Below are 15,208 nucleotides of genomic sequence, written 5' to 3'. Positions count from 1 at the left end.
TTCCGTGCGGTAGATCAAAAATATGATCGCGGGAACGAACAACTATTTCGAACGGCCAAGGTCATTCACTTCGCGCCGGTCATTTTCCGAAGAACCGGCCCCCAATTCGCAATGGAGCAACAGGCACATGGCAGCACTGCAGAACAGCACACTCGATGCGATGAAAAACAAACAGGCACAGCTGCTGGGCGAATGGACTCAAGGGCTGGTCGATAGCGGTGCCACCCGCAATCTCAAGGAACACGACTTGCAGCAGCAGACCAGCGAGTTCCTGCAACTGGTGGTCAGCGGCCTGGAAAACGACAACGGCACCAATATCGCCGCGCCGGGTTGGGAGCCTACTCGCCAGTTCCTCGAAAAGCTCTCCCACAGCCGCGCCCTGCTCGGTCAGGATTCGCAACAGACCGCCAGTTTCATCTTCGCCCTCAAAGGCCCGCTGTTCGCCTTGCTGCAAAGTCATTACCGGGAACAACCGGCGCTGCTGGCCGAACAGCTGTGGGAGATCTCCGAACTGCTCGACGCCTTCGGCCTGCACACCATCCGCACCTTCCAGAAATCCCGTGAAGCGGTGATCAAGCGTCAACAGGAAGAACTGCTGGAACTGTCGACCCCCGTGGTCAAGCTGTGGGACGGCGTTCTCGCCCTGCCGATGATCGGCACCCTCGACTCGCAACGCACCCAGGTGGTGATGGAGTCGCTGCTGCAACGCATCGTCGACACCGGTTCGGAAATCGCCATCATCGACATCACCGGCGTGCCGACCGTCGACACCCTCGTGGCCCAGCACCTGCTGAAAACCGTGACTGCGATTCGCCTGATGGGTGCCGATTGCATCATCAGCGGCGTGCGTCCGCAGATCGCCCAGACCATCGTCCACCTGGGCCTCGACCTGCAAGGCGTGGTGACCAAAGCCAATCTGGCCGATGCCTTGAAACTGGCGCTGACTCGCCTGGGCATCACCCTCGCCAAGACGGTTTAACCCATGGAACGTATCCCGATTCTTCAGATGGGCGACTTCCTGCTGGTGACCATCCAGGTCGACATGCATGACCAGCTCGCCCTCACCCTCCAGGACGATCTGTCCGAACGCATCAGCAAAACCTCGGCGCGTGGGGTGTTGATCGACATCTCGGCGCTGGACATGGTCGATTCGTTCATCGGCCGGATGATCGGCACCATTTCCGGCCTGTCGAAAATCATGGACGCCGAAACCATGCTCGTCGGCATGCAACCGGCGGTGGCGATCACGCTGGTCGAACTCGGCCTGAACCTGCCGGGCGTCAGCACCGCGCTGAACGTCGAGCGCGGAATGAAACTGTTGCAGGAACGAGTACGCCAGCAATGACCGTGCGCAGTAGCGGTACCCAACCGATCAAAATCGAACAGGACGTGGTGCTGGCCCGGCAACAGGCGCGCAAACTGGCCACCGAATGCGGCATGCGCCTGATCGACCTGACCAAACTGGTGACCGCCGTCAGCGAGCTGGCGCGCAACACCATGGTCTACGGCGGTGGCGGCGACATGGACTGGCAGATCCTCGACGACAACCACAAGGTCGGCCTGCGCCTGACCTTTCGCGACGAGGGGCCGGGGATTGCCGACATCAAACTGGCGATGACCGATGGCTGGACCTCCGGCAGTGGTCTGGGCCTGGGGTTGACCGGGGCCAAGCGACTGGTGGATGAGTTCGAACTGGATACTGCGCCCGGTGAAGGCACTCGCATAACGATCACCCGATGGACATGAATATCAGCGGGACACTGACCCAGGTGTTGGTGATCGAGGACAGCAGCCAGATCGGCCATGCCCGGCGCACGGCGCAGCGGCTGGCCGAACAGCACGGTTTCGGCGACAGCGACGCGGGGCGCGTGGCGCTGGTAGCCACTGAACTGGCGAGCAATGTGCTCAAGCATGCCGGGCGCGGTGAATTGCACCTGCGCCTGTTGCCCCGTCAGGGCGACGCCGGCATCGAGATGATTGCAGTCGACCGTGCCCAGGGGTTTGATCTGGACGCGTGTCTGGCGGACGGTTTCTCAACCGGTGGCACCCAGGGCATTGGTCTGGGTGCGGTCGCACGACAGGCCGATGTATTCGATGTGTTTGCCGATCATCGCGGCGCGGTGCTGCTGGCTCGTCTATATCCGCGCAGCGACCGCCAGGCGGATCTGCCATATGGTGTCAGCCAGCACTCGCTGCACAACGATCCGGCCTGCGGCGACGTCTGGCATCTGGCGATTCACGGCAGTGACATCAGTGCCCTGATCGTCGATGGTCTGGGCCATGGCGAAGACGCCGAGCGTGCGGCCCGTGCAGGCGAAAAAGCCTTTGCTCTCACCCCGTTCGGTGCGCCAACGGTTCTGATGGAAGACATGCACCGCGAAATGATCGGGACACGTGGCGGCGCAGTGGCATTCGCGCAGTTTCACGCCGACCGGGCCAGCCTGACGTTCGCCGGGATCGGCAACATCGGTGCAAGCCTGATCGCCTCCGACAAATCCCGCGGACTGGCCTCGCACCCGGGGATCGTCGGCGGCCAATACCGAAAAGCCCAGCCCTTTGACTATGCTCACGTGAACGGACATCTATTGATCATGTACAGCGACGGCTTGCAGTCCCGTTGGAACCTTCAAGACTACCCCGGTCTGGTGCATCGCCATCCCGCCGTGATAGCCACCGTCCTGCACCGCGACTTCTGTCGCGGGCGCGACGATGTAACGGTGCTGGTCGTTGCCCTGGAGGCCGCCCATGGCTGAGTCCCCGACCCTGAACAGCGCAGAACAGACCGCGCTGATCGCCCAGTTGCAGAGCGAAACCGCTGCGCTGCGCGAAGAGCTCGACGAGACCAATCAGGGCGTGCTCGCCCTGTACGCCGAACTCGACACCCAGGCCGAACAACTGCGCCAAGCCTCGGACCTGAAAAGCCGCTTCCTGTCGTACATGAGCCACGAGTTCCGCACGCCACTGGGCTCGATCCTGAGCATCAACAGCCTGCTGGCCGATGAGCTCGACGGCCCGCTCAGCCCCGAACAACACAAGCAGGTCGCGTTCGTCAGCAGCGCCGCCCGTGAACTCAGCGACATGGTCGATGACCTGCTCGATCTGGCGAAGATCGAGGCCGGGCGCATCAGCATTTCTCCGGCGTGGTTCGACATGTTCGATCTGTTCGCCGCACTGCGCGGGATGTTCCGGCCGATTGTCGACGCCACGGCCGTAGACCTGATTTTCGAAGAGCCGGTAGGCCTGCCGCGCCTCTTCACCGATGACAAGAAGCTGGCGCAGATCCTGCGCAACTTCATTTCCAACTCGCTGAAATTCACCACCCGTGGCGAAGTCCGGGTCTCGGCGCGGCTTGAGGGTCAGGACAAGGTGCGATTTGCGGTCAGCGACACCGGCATCGGTATCGCCCCGGAGCTGCACGGCACCCTGTTCGAAGACTTTTCCCAGGTCGATTCACCGCTGCAAAAACGCCTGCGTGGCACCGGGCTCGGCCTGTCGCTGTGCAAGCGTTTCGCCGAATTGCTCGGTGGCGAGGTCGGTGTCGAAAGTACGCCGGGTGTGGGTTCAAGCTTTTTCGTGATCATTCCGCTGGCGATTGCCCAGGAGAACGTCGATGAAACATGACATCCGTCTGTTGATCGTCGATGACAACGTCGCCACCCGCTACGCCTTGCGCCGACGCCTGGAGCGACACGGTTACGAAGTGCTCGAGGCCGGCACCGGCGGCGATGGTCTGGCCCTGATCGCCAGTCAGTCGCTTGATGCGCTGATTCTAGACGTCAACCTGCCGGACATGAGCGGGTTCGACATCGTCCGTGAATTGCGCGCCGACCCGAGCACCGCTCTGCTCCCGGTGATCCACGTGTCGGCGGCGTCGATCCAGACCGGCGACATCATCACCGGCCTCGATGCCGGGGCCGATGCCTACCTGATTCACCCGGTCGATCCCGATGTGCTGCTGGCAACGCTGCGCACCCTGCTGCGAGTGCGCGACACGGAGAACGCCCTACGCGAAAGCGAGGCGCGTTTCCGCGAGATTTTCGTCAACATCTCCGCGCCCATCGCGGTGCTCGACGCCGACCTGAAAGTCCACGAGTGCAACCACGCCTTCTCCCAACTGATCCAGGACAACCACGACCCGCAGACCCTCAGCGAATGCTTCGCCGAGGATCAGAGCGCGATCCTCGACGAACTGCGCCTGCGGCTGGAGGATGGCGAGCGCTGGAAAGGCACGCTGAACATGCGTGTGCAGGGCGAGATACGCGAAACCGAGTGGCAGATTTCACCCTATCGCACGCCGAGACTGAGCCTGGTGTTCGTCGAAGACGTCACCGAGCACCGTCACCGCGAACGCTCGCACCTGGCGCGGCTGGACGACACCACCACGCAACTGGCCAAGGAAGTCGCCGACCGGGTCCGCGCCGAATCGCAGCTGCTGCAAGTGCAGAAAATGGATGCGCTGGGCAAACTCACCGGCGGCATCGCCCATGACTTCAACAACCTGCTGACCGGGATCATCACCAGCCTCGAACTGATCCAGAAACGCGTCGCCGATGCCCGCCCGGACAAGGTCCAGTTCTATGCCGAAGCCGCCCTGAACTCGGCGATGAGCGCGGCCTCGCTCACCCATCGCCTGCTGGCTTTCGCCCGCCAGCAACCGCTCGACACCCGCCCGGTGGACATCAACGAACACGTGCGTTCGCTCGAAGAACTGCTGGTGCGCACCATCGGCGAACGCATCGCCCTCAAGCTTGAGCTGACCACCAAACCTGCGATTGCGCTGGTCGACCCGATCCAGCTGGAAAGTGCGGTGCTCAACCTGGTGATCAATGCCCGGGACGCGCTGCCTCAGGGCGGCAATATCTGGGTCAGCACTTACGCCGCGTACTCCCACGGCGACCCGAACCTCACCGATGGCTCCTACGTGGCGCTGTCGGTGCGCGATGACGGTACCGGCATCGAGCACAGCGTGATCGGCAAGGTGTTCGAACCGTTTTTCACCACCAAACCGCTGGGCCAGGGCACCGGGCTGGGGCTGTCGACGATCTACGGTTTCGCCCGCCAGTCCGGTGGCGATGCGCACATCCGCAGCGTGGCGCGACGCGGTACTGAGGTAACGATCATGCTGCCGGCGACCACCGACCCGACCGCTGCCGATCTGGTGCCTCCCGTGGTCGACCCGCAGGGTTCCGGTGAGCATGTGCTGATCGTCGAAGACATGCCGTCGGTGCGGCTGTTCGTCACCGAAGTGCTGGAGGACGCCGGTTACCGTTGCACCCAGGCCGGCGATATCGAAACCGCACTGGAACGCCTGCAGAACGATCCGTCGATCAACCTGCTGCTGACCGACGTCGGCCTGCCGCGCATGAGCGGTCGCGAACTGGCGGACGTTGCCCGGGGCTGGCGTGAGGGGTTGCCGATCCTGTTCATGACCGGTTACGCGGAAACCGCGATCAACCGCCAAGTGTTTCTCGGTGCGGGCATGGACATGCTGGTCAAACCGTTCCAGATCCGTGAGTTGCTGGACAAGGTACGCCGAACGCTCGACGGCGCCTGACACTCTCCCTGTGGGAGCGAGCTTGCTCGCTCCCACAAGAGTGAGTATTAGCTCAAGGCTCGGATGAGAAACGGCGCAGTCCGGCTCTTCTTGCTCGCCGCCACTTTCTGCGGCGTCCCGGCCACGACGATCTTGCCGCCCTGATCCCCCGCACCCGGGCCGATGTCGATCACCCAGTCGCTCTGCGCCACCACGCGCATTTCATGCTCGACCACGATCACCGTGTGCCCTGCCGTCACCAGCGTATCCAGTTGTTCCAGCAAGCGGTCAACGTCTCGCGGGTGCAGCCCGGTGGTCGGTTCATCCAGCACATACAACGTCGCACCGCGCTGGTTGCGTTGCAGCTCGGTGGCCAGTTTGATCCGCTGGGCTTCGCCGCCGGACAACTCGGTCGCCGGTTGCCCGAGGCGCAAGTAACCGAGGCCGATGTCTCGCAGCACCTCCAGCGAACGGCGGATCGCCGGCTGCTCGGCAAACACCGTCACCGCCTCGTCCACCGTCAGTTGCAGCACCTGCGCGATGCTCAAGCCCTGCCAGAGGATGGCCAACGTCTCGGGGTTGTAACGCGCGCCGTGGCAGGTCGGGCACGGCGCATACACGCTGGGCATGAACAGCAATTCGACACTGACAAACCCCTCGCCTTCACAGGTCGGGCAACGGCCCTTGGCGACGTTGAAGGAAAACTGCCCGGCGTCGTAACCCGCGGCTTTCGCCTCGCTGGTTGCGGCGAACAACTTGCGCACGTTGTCGAACAACCCGGTGTAGGTCGCCAGATTCGAACGCGGGGTGCGACCGATGGGTTTCTGATCGACCTGCACCAGACGTTTTATCGACTCCAGCCCGGCGCTGACCTGGCCGGTGCTGGCGGTCGGGGTATCGTCTTCCAGATTGAGTTCTTCCGGCTCGGCGTCACTGACGCTGCGCCCAAGCTGCGCGCCGACCAGTTCCAGCAGCGCCTGGCTGACCAGGCTCGACTTGCCGGAACCGGAGACACCGGTGACCGAGGTGAAACAGCCCAGTGGAAATTCGGCGCTGAGGTTATTGAGATTGTTGCGGGTGACGCCATCTAGCTTCAGCCACCCAGAAGGCTTGCGCGCGGCACGGGTCGACCGTTGCTGTTCGGCGAACAGGTAGGCACGGGTCTGCGAGTGTTCGATCGCCGCCAGCCCCGGCGGCGTGCCGCTGTAGAGAATCTGCCCGCCCTTTTCGCCTGCCGCCGGGCCGACATCGATCAGCCAGTCGGCACGGCGCATGGTGTCCAGATCGTGCTCGACCACAAACACGCTGTTGCCGTCGGCCTTCAGGCGCTGCAAGGCCTCGAACAGGGCCTCGCCGTCAGCCGGGTGCAGGCCGGCGGAGGGTTCGTCGAGCACGTAGATCACGCCGAACAATTGCGAGCCCAGTTGGGTGGCCAATCGCAGGCGTTGCAACTCGCCGGACGACAGGGTCGGCGTGCTGCGCTCCAGGGCCAGATAACCGAGGCCGAGATCGGTCAGGGTGCTGACCCGGTCCAGCAAGTCCTCGGCAATGCGCTGCGCGGCCAGGCGTTTTTCCAGCGACAGGTTCGGCGTATGGCGTACGTCAGGCGCGTTGGCGTGGCCGCTGGCGCCGTGGGCCACGCGCTCCTGGCGGGCTTCGCGGGTCTGGCTGTGGGTCAGGGTTTCGCCGGTTTCATCGGCGTGTTCCAGCCAGCTCGCGTCCGCCACCGGTTTCAAGACTTCGGCGACTTGCAGCAGCGGCATCCGCGACAGCTCGCCGATGTCATGCCCGGCAAACGTCACCGACAGCGCCTCGCGCTTGAGGCGTTTGCCATCGCACAACGGGCACAGGCTGCCGAGCATGAATTGCGACACGCGCTTCTTCATCAGCGCGCTTTGCGAATGGGTGAAGGTGTGCAGGATGTAGCGCCGGGCGCCGGTGAACGTGCCTTGATAACTCGGCTCCATCTTGCGCTCGAGGGCGACGCGGGTTTCTTCCGGCGTCAGCCCGGCGTACACCGGAACCGTCGGTGTTTCCTCGGTGAAGAGGATCCAGTCGCGCTGTTTTTTCGGCAGTTTGCGCCATGGAATATCGACGTCGATGCCCATGGTCACCAGGATGTCGCGCAGGTTCTGCCCCTGCCAGGCCAAGGGCCAGGAGGCCACGGCGCGCTGGCGAATGGTCAGCTCCGGATCCGGAACCATCAACGCCTCGGTCACCTCGTAAACCCGGCCCAGTCCATGGCACTCCGGGCACGCGCCTTGTGGTGTGTTCGGTGAAAAATCCTCGGCATACAGCATCGGCTGGCCCGGTGGGTAGCTGCCGGCGCGCGAGTAGAGCATGCGGATCAGGCTGGACAACGTGGTCACGCTGCCCACCGATGAGCGCGTGCTCGGCGTGCCGCGTTGTTGCTGCAGGGCCACGGCTGGCGGCAGGCCCTCAATGGAATCGACATCCGGCACGCCGACCTGATCGATCAGCCGCCGCGCATAGGGCGCCACCGATTCGAAATAGCGCCGCTGGGCTTCGGCATACAACGTTGAAAACGCCAGCGACGACTTGCCCGAACCCGACACGCCGGTGAACACCACCAGCGCATCACGGGGGATATCGACGTCGACGTTCTTCAGGTTGTGTTCACGGGCGCCGCGCACGCGAACCATGCCGGCGGCGGAATTGGAGCTGCGCTTGGAGGTCATTGGCCAGCCTTGGTCAGGGGATTCGAAGCTCAGGCACTGAGCACGGAACGGATCATCTGCAACAGCGCTTCAGGGCCGTAAGGCTTGCCGAGCAAGTGGGTGTCGGGGCTGAGCTGGTGGTTGCGCGAGATGATGTCGCGGGTGTGGCCCGAGGTGAACAGCACCGCCACTGGCGGCATCTGCACCTTGGCCCACGCCGCCAGATCGGAGCTCTTGATCAGACCGGGCATGACCACGTCGGTGAAGATCAGGTCGACCCGAGCGCCTTCCATCAATATCTGCATGGCCGCGTCGCCATTGCCGGCGGTCAGCACGCGATAACCTTCTTCGCGCAACAGCTCGACCGCCGAAGTGCGCACCGCTTCGTTGTCCTCGACCACCAGGATCGTCTCGTGTCCGCCCGTGAGGGGTTTCTCCACGCTGGGTGCCGCTTGACCCACCGCTCGCAGGCTGCGCGGGAAGTACAACTGCACGCGCGTGCCCTGGCCCACCTGGCTGTCGATCTCGACATGCCCGCCGCTCTGTTTGACGAAGCCGAACACCATGCTCAAGCCGAGGCCGGTGCCTTGGCCGTCGGCCTTGGTGGTGAAGAACGGTTCGAACACCTGCTCGAGCATGTGCGGGGCAATGCCGACGCCGCTGTCACTGACCGAAACCCGGACGAAATCCCCCGGCACGATGCCCTTGCCCGAACAGAACGCCCGATCCAGTGAAAGGTTGGCGGCGCCGAGCACAATCGTGCCCTCGCCTTTCATGGCGTCCCGGGCATTGATCGCCAGATTGAGAATGGCGTTTTCCAGTTGATTGCGGTCGACATTGATGTGCCACGGTTCGTCCGGCAATTGCACGTCGATCTGAATGGTTTCGCCCAGCGCCCGTTGCAGCAACTCGCCGACGCCTTCGAAGATCTGCCGTGGATTGCACACCGCCGGCGACAGCGGCTGGCGACGGGCAAACGCGAGCAATTGCGAGGACAGCTTGGCGCCACGTTCCACCGCTGCCAGCGAGGCGCTGACCCGGCGCTGGACGTTGGCGTTGTTCGGCTCATGCCGCGCCAGCAGGTGCAAATTGCCGGCGATCACTTGCAGCAGGTTGTTGAAGTCATGGGCCACGCCACCGGTAAGCCCGCCGATGGCTTCGAGTTTCTGCGACTGGCGCAGTTGCTCTTCGGCACTGAGCCGCGCCTCGACCTCATTCGCCACACGCTGTTCGAGGTTACGGGTGAACTTGAGCAGGGATTCTTCGGCGATCTTGCGTTCGTGGATGTCGATCAACACGCCGGGGAAACGAAACGGCTGGCCCTGCTCGTCGAACTCGCAGCAACCGCTGGCCAGCACCCAGAGGAAGCTGCCATCGGCGCGGATCACACGGTATTCAGCGTTGTACGGTTCGCCGGTGCGCACCGAGTTTTCGACGCACTCCTGCACCCAGGGGCGGTCATCGGGATGAATGTGCGCTTCGGCAATGTGCTGCGGCAGGTTGGTCAGGTCCTGATCCGGCGGAAAGGAGAATGTGCGGGCAAATCGCTCGTCGGCGGACAGCACGTTGTTCCTGACGTCCCAGACAAACGAGCCAAGCAGTGCCCCGGCGTTCAGTGCCAGGCGCACCCGTTCGTTGTCGGCGCGGTAGGCGTCTTCGGCTGCCTGGCGCAACCGTTCTGACTGCACCAGTTCGGTGGTTTCCACCACCATCGCCATCACGCCCGAAGGCACGCCGGCATCGTTGGCCACCGGGCTGTAATACAAATCGAGCCAGACGTCTTCGGGCACACCATCGCGCAGCAGCACCAGCACCTTGTTGCGGTACTCAAGCGTGCCGCCCGCCAGACAGGTGTCGACCACATGCCGGTTGAAATCGGCGACCTCCGGCCAGCCCAGTTCCACCGGTGATCCGAGCAGGTACGGATGGCGGCCGCCGGCGAATCGGGAATAGGCGTCGTTGTAGATCATGTAACCGGCATGGCCCCAGAGCATGACCATCGGCAGCGGCGAGGCCAGCATCAGCTGGACCGTGCTGCACAGGCTGGCCGGCCAGGTTTCGAGGGGGCCCAGATCCGTGCCGCTCCAGTCGAACGCACGGATTCGCCCGGCCATCTCGCCTTGCCAGCCGTCACACCCATGGCTATCGGATAAAAACTGCATCGGCTGCTTCAACGCCTTGTGGTGGGTCCGGTTCTATCGCTGCGCGTTCAAGCGCCGCGCCCGTCTGTTTCGAGCGCGCCGGGCAGCGATGGTTTCATTAGAGGTATAGCCGATTTCACCCCGGCTCGACGTTCAGACTTCGATCAGGTGTTTGAGCGGATGGTAGCCGGTCTTGAGCTTCGCAGCGACGTCGAGAATCGCCTTCTGGATGCCGTCCAGGTGCATGCAGGTCAGCTCGATCGCCGCGCTTTGGTTGCCGGCCTCGATGTACTCGATCAGCCGCAGATGTTCGTCGTCGCGGCAGGCTTCGTGGCTGTCGTCATCCAGCGCGGCGGCGTACAGCGAGGCGCGGGAAATCAGCTTCTGGAACCAGTCGAGCAACACCGGGTTGTTGAGGCTGCGGGCCAGTTTGATGTGGAACTCGCCGAGCAGGTGAATCAGCCGCTCGTGATCGCCCGCTTCATGGGCTTCGTCTTCCAGCAGCAAGTGATCGCGCAAGTCCTGCATCACCGCAGAGTCCTTGCGCCGGCACAGTTCGGTGACGATGCCGATCTCGATCAGGCGCCGGGTTTCGAACAGCGAACGGATCTCTTCATCACTGGGCAGCGACACCGATGCACCTTTATTGGGCTCGGTGGTGACCAGTCCGTCGGCCTCCAGTTGCTTGAGCGCGGCACGAACCGACGTGCGGCTGACATTGAACAATTCCGCCAGCGACGCCTCGCCCAGCTTCATTCCCGGACGCAGCGAGCGCTTGCTGATCGCCTCGTAAACCCCTTGGTAGACGCGGTCGACCGTGGTTTCCGTTTTCTTCTCGGTCATTCAAAAACTCCTTCAATGCTGGCAACGCTGCCCGACGAACGACTCAGTCAGGGAAATGGGGGGTTGCGCCAGCAGATTAATCCGGGTATTTCTAAATTGCATTCAGATATTGCATACAATAATTAGAGGATTGCACCATTATGGGTCAACCAATAGCCATTGAAGTGCGTAACGTATCCAAGCGGTATTCTGATGACCCTGGCCTGGCGCCAGTCCTCGACAACGTGTCGGTGAACATCGCCGACAACGAGTTCTTCACCCTCCTCGGCCCTTCGGGCTGCGGCAAGACCACCCTGCTGCGCACCATCGCCGGTTTCGAACACGTCAGCGACGGCGAGATCCGTCTGGCGGGCGAAACGGTCAATCACCTGCCGCCGTTCAAGCGTCGGGTCAACACGGTGTTCCAGAGTTACGCGCTGTTTCCGCACATGAGTGTCGCGCAGAATATCGCCTTCGGCCTCGAGATGCAGGGTCTTGATCGCAAGACGATTCCCGGACGGGTCGATGAAATGCTCGCGCTGGTGCAGATGGAGCACCTGGCCGGGCGCAAACCGGCGGAATTATCCGGCGGCCAGCAACAGCGCGTGGCTCTGGCCCGGGCCCTGGCGCCGAAGCCGAAAGTGCTGTTGCTCGACGAGCCGCTGTCGGCACTGGACCTGAAGCTGCGCAAGGAAATGCAGGTCGAACTCAAACGCGTGCAGCAAGAAGCCGGCATTACCTTCATCTTCGTCACCCACGATCAGGAAGAAGCCCTGACCCTGTCCGACCGGATCGCGGTGATGTCCGCCGGCAAGATCCTGCAGATCGGCACCCCGACCGACATCTATGAACGTCCGCAGCACCGGTTCGTCGCCCAGTTCATCGGCGACATCAATTTTCTCCCCGGCCAGCTCAAGCGCGGCGAGCACAACGAAAACATCTTCGTGCCCAACGGCATGCCGGTGGAAATCCCCTGCCCGCCACAGGGCGTCAGCGGCAGCAGCGTGCAACTGGCGTTTCGGCCCGAGCGCTCGCAACTGGTCGCGGCAGATCAACCGCATCATCTGCGCGGGGTGATCGAGGCGGTGCTGTATGTCGGCACCGCGACCCTGTACCAGTGCCGTTTGAACAACGACATCAAAGTCATGCTGCGGGAAAACAACGAGGGCCTGAGCGCTTGTCGTGCGGTCGGTGAACGCGTGGCGGTGCACCTGCCGCCCCAGGCCTGCTTGTTGATGGAGGCCTGAGATGAGCGTCAGCAGCACTTCCCCCTCTCTCAACCGCGCGCTGTTGCTCAGCCCGGTGGTGTTGACCCTGCTCGCCCTGATCGCCATTCCGCTGGGCATCATGGGCTACATCAGCCTGCTGCCGCGCAACACCTACGGCGGCGTTGACTGGCAGGCCCAATGGCAATTGCAGAGTTACGTGCAGCTGTTTTTCCAGGAAGGTTTCGACGGTGAACTGGAACTGAACTGGGTCTACGCCCAGGCGCTGTTGCGCTCGGTGTTCCAGGCCGGTGGCACCACGGTGTTGTGCTTTCTGTTCGGGTTTCCGGTGGCGCTGTGGATGTCGAGCCTGACTCCGCGCCGGCGCAACCTGATGGTGTTGCTCATCACCATTCCGTTCTGGACCAACCTGCTGATCCGCAACTACGCGTGGCTGATCATCCTGCGTGAACAGGGCTGGGTCGCCCAGAGCCTCAACGCGCTGTTCCCGAGTGCCGGCGGCATCACCCTGCTCTACAACGACTTCGCGGTCAGCGTCGGTCTGGTCTACAGCTTCCTGCCGTTCATGATTTTGCCGATCTACTCGACCCTGGAAAAACTCGACTGGCGTCTGGTGGAAGCCGCCTACGACCTGGGCGCCAACCGCTGGCACGCACTGCGGCGGATCATCCTGCCGCTGTCGATGCCCGGGGTGATTGCCGGTGCGTTGCTGGTGTTCGTGCCGAGCCTTGGCGCCTTCATCACCCCGGCGATCCTCGGCGGCGGCAAGACCCTGATGATCGGCAACCTGATCCAGCAGCAATTCGGCACCGCGCGTAACTGGCCGCTGGGCAGCTCGCTGTCGTTCCTGTTGCTGGGAATTCTGCTGTTGTCACTGGTGCTCTACGCCCTCTACAGCCGCAGCGCGGCGAAAACCCTGAACCGGGGAGCGAAAGCATGATCTCTCTGCACCTGAAAAAACTCCCGGCGACCCGGGAAATCAGCCTGCTGATCCTCGCGTACCTGTACGTGCCGATCCTGGTGTTGATCGCCTACAGCTTCAACGCCAACCGCTCGGCGACGGTGTGGACAGAGTTCTCGTTCGCCTGGTACGGGCGGATCCTGGCCAACCCGTCGATCCAGACGGCGGCGCTGAACTCGATCATCGTCGCGACCATCGCCACCGTATGCGCCACGACGATTGCACTGCTGGCGGCGCTGGCGACTTACCGGCCGTTCTACGGACAGAAAATGGTCGAAGGCGGGATCAACCTGCCGCTGATCCTGCCGGAGATCGTCACCGCCGTGGCCACCCTGCTGCTGTTCATGGCGTTGGGGATCAAGCTCGGGCTGATGACGGTGATCGTCGCGCACATCGGCTTCTGCATTCCGTTCGCCTACCTGCCGATCCGCGCACGGCTCAACGATCTGGACAAGAGCCTGCTGGAAGCCGCCAACGATCTGTACGCCAATCCGTGGCAGGTGTTCCGCCGCGTGACCTTGCCGCTGTTGTGGCCGGCGGTGTTGTCCGGTTCGGTGCTGGCGTTCGTGGTCAGCCTCGACGATTTCATCATGACCTTCTTCGTCGCCGGGCCCGGTTCGACCACGTTGCCGGTGTACATCTTCTCGGCGATCAAGGCCGGTGTGACGCCCGAGATCAACGCGATTTCGACCCTGATGCTGGTGATTTCCATCGTGCTCGTGGTGCTGGCCTTCTGGCTTGGCCAACGCGGCAAACAACAATAAACCTGGAGCGCTCTGTTCATGAAAACCAAAAGCATGCGTTTGGCAATTTCCGGTCTGGCCCTGAGTTGTTTCACCGCGTTCAGCGCCCACGCCGCCGAGCCCAAGCAATTGTTCTTCTACAACTGGACCGATTACTACCCGGTGGACCTGCTGGCCAAGTTCGAAAAGGAAACCGGGATCAAGGTCACCATGGACGGCTATGACAGCAACGAAACCCTGCTCGCCAAGTTGCAGGCCGGCGGCGCGGCGTATGACGTGATCGTGCCGTCGCAGTCGATCATGCAGACGCTGATCAAGCAGGACCTGCTGCTGGAAATCGACGCTCCGAGCCTGAACAACTTCCAGTACGTCAAAGGCCCGTTCCGCGACCCGAGCTTCGACCCGGGCCGCAAGTTTTCGGCGCCGTATCTGTGGGGCACCACCGGTTTTTCCTATGACAGCGCACGGGTGCCGGGCGGCAAGCTCGACGACTCGTGGAAAGAATTCTTCGAACCGCGCAAGGAGCTGCAAGGCCAGCTCGCCGCCCTCGACACCTCCAGCAGCGTGATCAACGCCGCCAGCCATTACCTCAACGTCGACGAATGCACGGAAAACCCGCAGGACGCCAAACGCATCCTCGAGCTGCTGCAAAAGCAGAAACCGTTCTTGAAGATGTACAGCTCCGACAACACGGTCGACCGCATGGCCTCGGGCGAAGTGATCATGATGCAGAACTGGAACGGCTCGACAGCCCGCGCCACCTTGCAGAAGAGCACGATCAAATACGTGTATCCGAAAGAAGGCCTGGCGATGTTTCAGGACAACTTCGCCGTACCGAAAAGCGCGCCGCATCCGGGCAACGCGAAGATCTTCATCGACTGGATGATGAAGCCCGAGAACGCGGCGGCCGTGTCCAACGCGATTGCCTATGCCAACGGGATTCAGAGCGATCAGTTGCTGGATGCGAAATGGAAGGTCATGGACGCGATCAACATGCCCGAGGAATACGCCTCGCGACTGCGGCCGGAGAAGGAATGCAGCAACAAGGCGCGGGAGCTGCAGGATCGGATTTGGTCGAAGCTCAAGGGTTGATTGCCTGACTCA

At 62.7% G+C, this 15,208-nt stretch carries 13 protein-coding genes; 10 read left to right on the top strand and 3 right to left on the bottom strand.

Annotated elements, in window-relative coordinates; translation table 11 throughout:
• Positions 1 to 127 precede the first annotated feature (127 nt).
• The 6 genes from PMI24_RS26195 to PMI24_RS26170 are packed head-to-tail and all read left to right on the top strand — an operon-like array spanning position 128 to position 5,554.
• A complete protein-coding gene (locus PMI24_RS26195) occupies positions 128 to 979 on the top strand; it encodes an STAS domain-containing protein (protein WP_007959464.1) in 852 nt (283 codons plus the stop codon).
• 3 nt (positions 980 to 982) lie between these two features.
• Positions 983 to 1,345 (top strand): STAS domain-containing protein, encoded by a 363-nt coding sequence (locus tag PMI24_RS26190; protein ID WP_007959463.1) that lies wholly within the window; start codon positions 983 to 985, stop codon positions 1,343 to 1,345.
• The gene (locus PMI24_RS26185; RefSeq protein ID WP_007959462.1) at positions 1,342 to 1,746 is read left to right on the top strand and encodes an anti-sigma regulatory factor; all 405 of its coding nucleotides are present in this window, start codon (positions 1,342 to 1,344) and stop codon (positions 1,744 to 1,746) included. Before PMI24_RS26190 ends, PMI24_RS26185 begins: the two co-directional genes overlap by 4 nt.
• Positions 1,743 to 2,753: an ATP-binding protein gene (locus tag PMI24_RS26180; RefSeq protein WP_007959461.1), complete on the top strand. Its 1,011-nt coding sequence runs from the start codon at positions 1,743 to 1,745 to the stop codon at positions 2,751 to 2,753. The genes PMI24_RS26185 and PMI24_RS26180 overlap by 4 nt, the downstream gene beginning before the upstream one ends.
• Positions 2,746 to 3,621 (top strand): sensor histidine kinase, encoded by an 876-nt coding sequence (locus PMI24_RS26175; protein WP_007959460.1) that lies wholly within the window; start codon positions 2,746 to 2,748, stop codon positions 3,619 to 3,621. The genes PMI24_RS26180 and PMI24_RS26175 overlap by 8 nt, the downstream gene beginning before the upstream one ends.
• Positions 3,611 to 5,554 (top strand): response regulator, encoded by a 1,944-nt coding sequence (locus tag PMI24_RS26170; protein WP_007959459.1) that lies wholly within the window; start codon positions 3,611 to 3,613, stop codon positions 5,552 to 5,554. Before PMI24_RS26175 ends, PMI24_RS26170 begins: the two co-directional genes overlap by 11 nt.
• Positions 5,555 to 5,601: 47 nt before the next feature.
• On the opposite strand, the gene PMI24_RS26165 is transcribed toward PMI24_RS26170, so the two are convergent.
• From PMI24_RS26165 to PMI24_RS26155, 3 genes are all read right to left on the bottom strand, one after another.
• Positions 5,602 to 8,232 carry an excinuclease ABC subunit UvrA gene (locus tag PMI24_RS26165; protein ID WP_007959458.1) on the bottom strand — a complete coding sequence of 877 codons (2,631 nt, stop codon included), beginning with the start codon at positions 8,230 to 8,232 and terminating at the stop codon, positions 5,602 to 5,604.
• A gap of 29 nt (positions 8,233 to 8,261) precedes the next feature.
• Entirely contained in the window at positions 8,262 to 10,373 is a 2,112-nt protein-coding gene (locus PMI24_RS26160) for a PAS domain-containing hybrid sensor histidine kinase/response regulator (protein ID WP_007959457.1), read from the bottom strand.
• Between the two features lie 132 nt (positions 10,374 to 10,505).
• Positions 10,506 to 11,195 carry a GntR family transcriptional regulator gene (locus PMI24_RS26155; RefSeq protein WP_007959456.1) on the bottom strand — a complete coding sequence of 230 codons (690 nt, stop codon included), beginning with the start codon at positions 11,193 to 11,195 and terminating at the stop codon, positions 10,506 to 10,508.
• 140 nt (positions 11,196 to 11,335) lie between these two features.
• On the opposite strand from PMI24_RS26155, the gene PMI24_RS26150 reads away from it, so the two are divergent.
• Genes PMI24_RS26150 through PMI24_RS26135 form a run of 4 tightly spaced genes read left to right on the top strand, consistent with a single transcriptional unit; the run spans position 11,336 to position 15,196 of the window.
• Positions 11,336 to 12,421, top strand: a complete 1,086-nt coding sequence (locus tag PMI24_RS26150) for an ABC transporter ATP-binding protein (protein WP_007959455.1) — start codon at positions 11,336 to 11,338, stop codon at positions 12,419 to 12,421.
• Between the two features lies 1 nt (position 12,422).
• Complete coding sequence (locus PMI24_RS26145) at positions 12,423 to 13,340, top strand: ABC transporter permease (RefSeq protein ID WP_007959454.1); 918 nt, start codon at positions 12,423 to 12,425, stop codon at positions 13,338 to 13,340.
• A complete protein-coding gene (locus PMI24_RS26140) occupies positions 13,337 to 14,125 on the top strand; it encodes an ABC transporter permease (protein WP_007959453.1) in 789 nt (262 codons plus the stop codon). The genes PMI24_RS26145 and PMI24_RS26140 overlap by 4 nt, the downstream gene beginning before the upstream one ends.
• An 18-nt stretch (positions 14,126 to 14,143) precedes the next feature.
• A complete protein-coding gene (locus tag PMI24_RS26135) occupies positions 14,144 to 15,196 on the top strand; it encodes an extracellular solute-binding protein (protein ID WP_007959451.1) in 1,053 nt (350 codons plus the stop codon).
• The last annotated feature ends 12 nt before the right edge of the window (positions 15,197 to 15,208 follow it).

The organism is Pseudomonas sp. GM25, from assembly GCF_000282255.1.
Taxonomy (GTDB): domain Bacteria; phylum Pseudomonadota; class Gammaproteobacteria; order Pseudomonadales; family Pseudomonadaceae; genus Aquipseudomonas; species Aquipseudomonas aphyarum.
Note: the sequence above shows the minus strand (reverse complement) of the source record. Positions and strands in the feature narration are given on the sequence as shown.

Bases quoted from the DNA above. Each gene is read 5' to 3' on its own strand.
- PMI24_RS26145 (WP_007959454.1), top strand. From the start codon at position 12,423: ATGAGCGTCAGCAGCACTTCCCCCTCTCTCAACCGCGCGCTGTTGCTC.
- PMI24_RS26175 (WP_007959460.1), top strand. From the start codon at position 2,746: ATGGCTGAGTCCCCGACCCTGAACAGCGCAGAACAGACCGCGCTGATC.
- PMI24_RS26185 (WP_007959462.1), top strand. From the start codon at position 1,342: ATGACCGTGCGCAGTAGCGGTACCCAACCGATCAAAATCGAACAGGAC.
- PMI24_RS26155 (WP_007959456.1), bottom strand. From the start codon at position 11,195: ATGACCGAGAAGAAAACGGAAACCACGGTCGACCGCGTCTACCAAGGG.
- PMI24_RS26190 (WP_007959463.1), top strand. From the start codon at position 983: ATGGAACGTATCCCGATTCTTCAGATGGGCGACTTCCTGCTGGTGACC.
- PMI24_RS26180 (WP_007959461.1), top strand. From the start codon at position 1,743: ATGAATATCAGCGGGACACTGACCCAGGTGTTGGTGATCGAGGACAGC.
- PMI24_RS26160 (WP_007959457.1), bottom strand. From the start codon at position 10,373: ATGCAGTTTTTATCCGATAGCCATGGGTGTGACGGCTGGCAAGGCGAG.
- PMI24_RS26135 (WP_007959451.1), top strand. From the start codon at position 14,144: ATGAAAACCAAAAGCATGCGTTTGGCAATTTCCGGTCTGGCCCTGAGT.
- PMI24_RS26195 (WP_007959464.1), top strand. From the start codon at position 128: ATGGCAGCACTGCAGAACAGCACACTCGATGCGATGAAAAACAAACAG.
- PMI24_RS26150 (WP_007959455.1), top strand. From the start codon at position 11,336: ATGGGTCAACCAATAGCCATTGAAGTGCGTAACGTATCCAAGCGGTAT.
- PMI24_RS26165 (WP_007959458.1), bottom strand. From the start codon at position 8,232: ATGACCTCCAAGCGCAGCTCCAATTCCGCCGCCGGCATGGTTCGCGTG.
- PMI24_RS26170 (WP_007959459.1), top strand. From the start codon at position 3,611: ATGAAACATGACATCCGTCTGTTGATCGTCGATGACAACGTCGCCACC.
- PMI24_RS26140 (WP_007959453.1), top strand. From the start codon at position 13,337: ATGATCTCTCTGCACCTGAAAAAACTCCCGGCGACCCGGGAAATCAGC.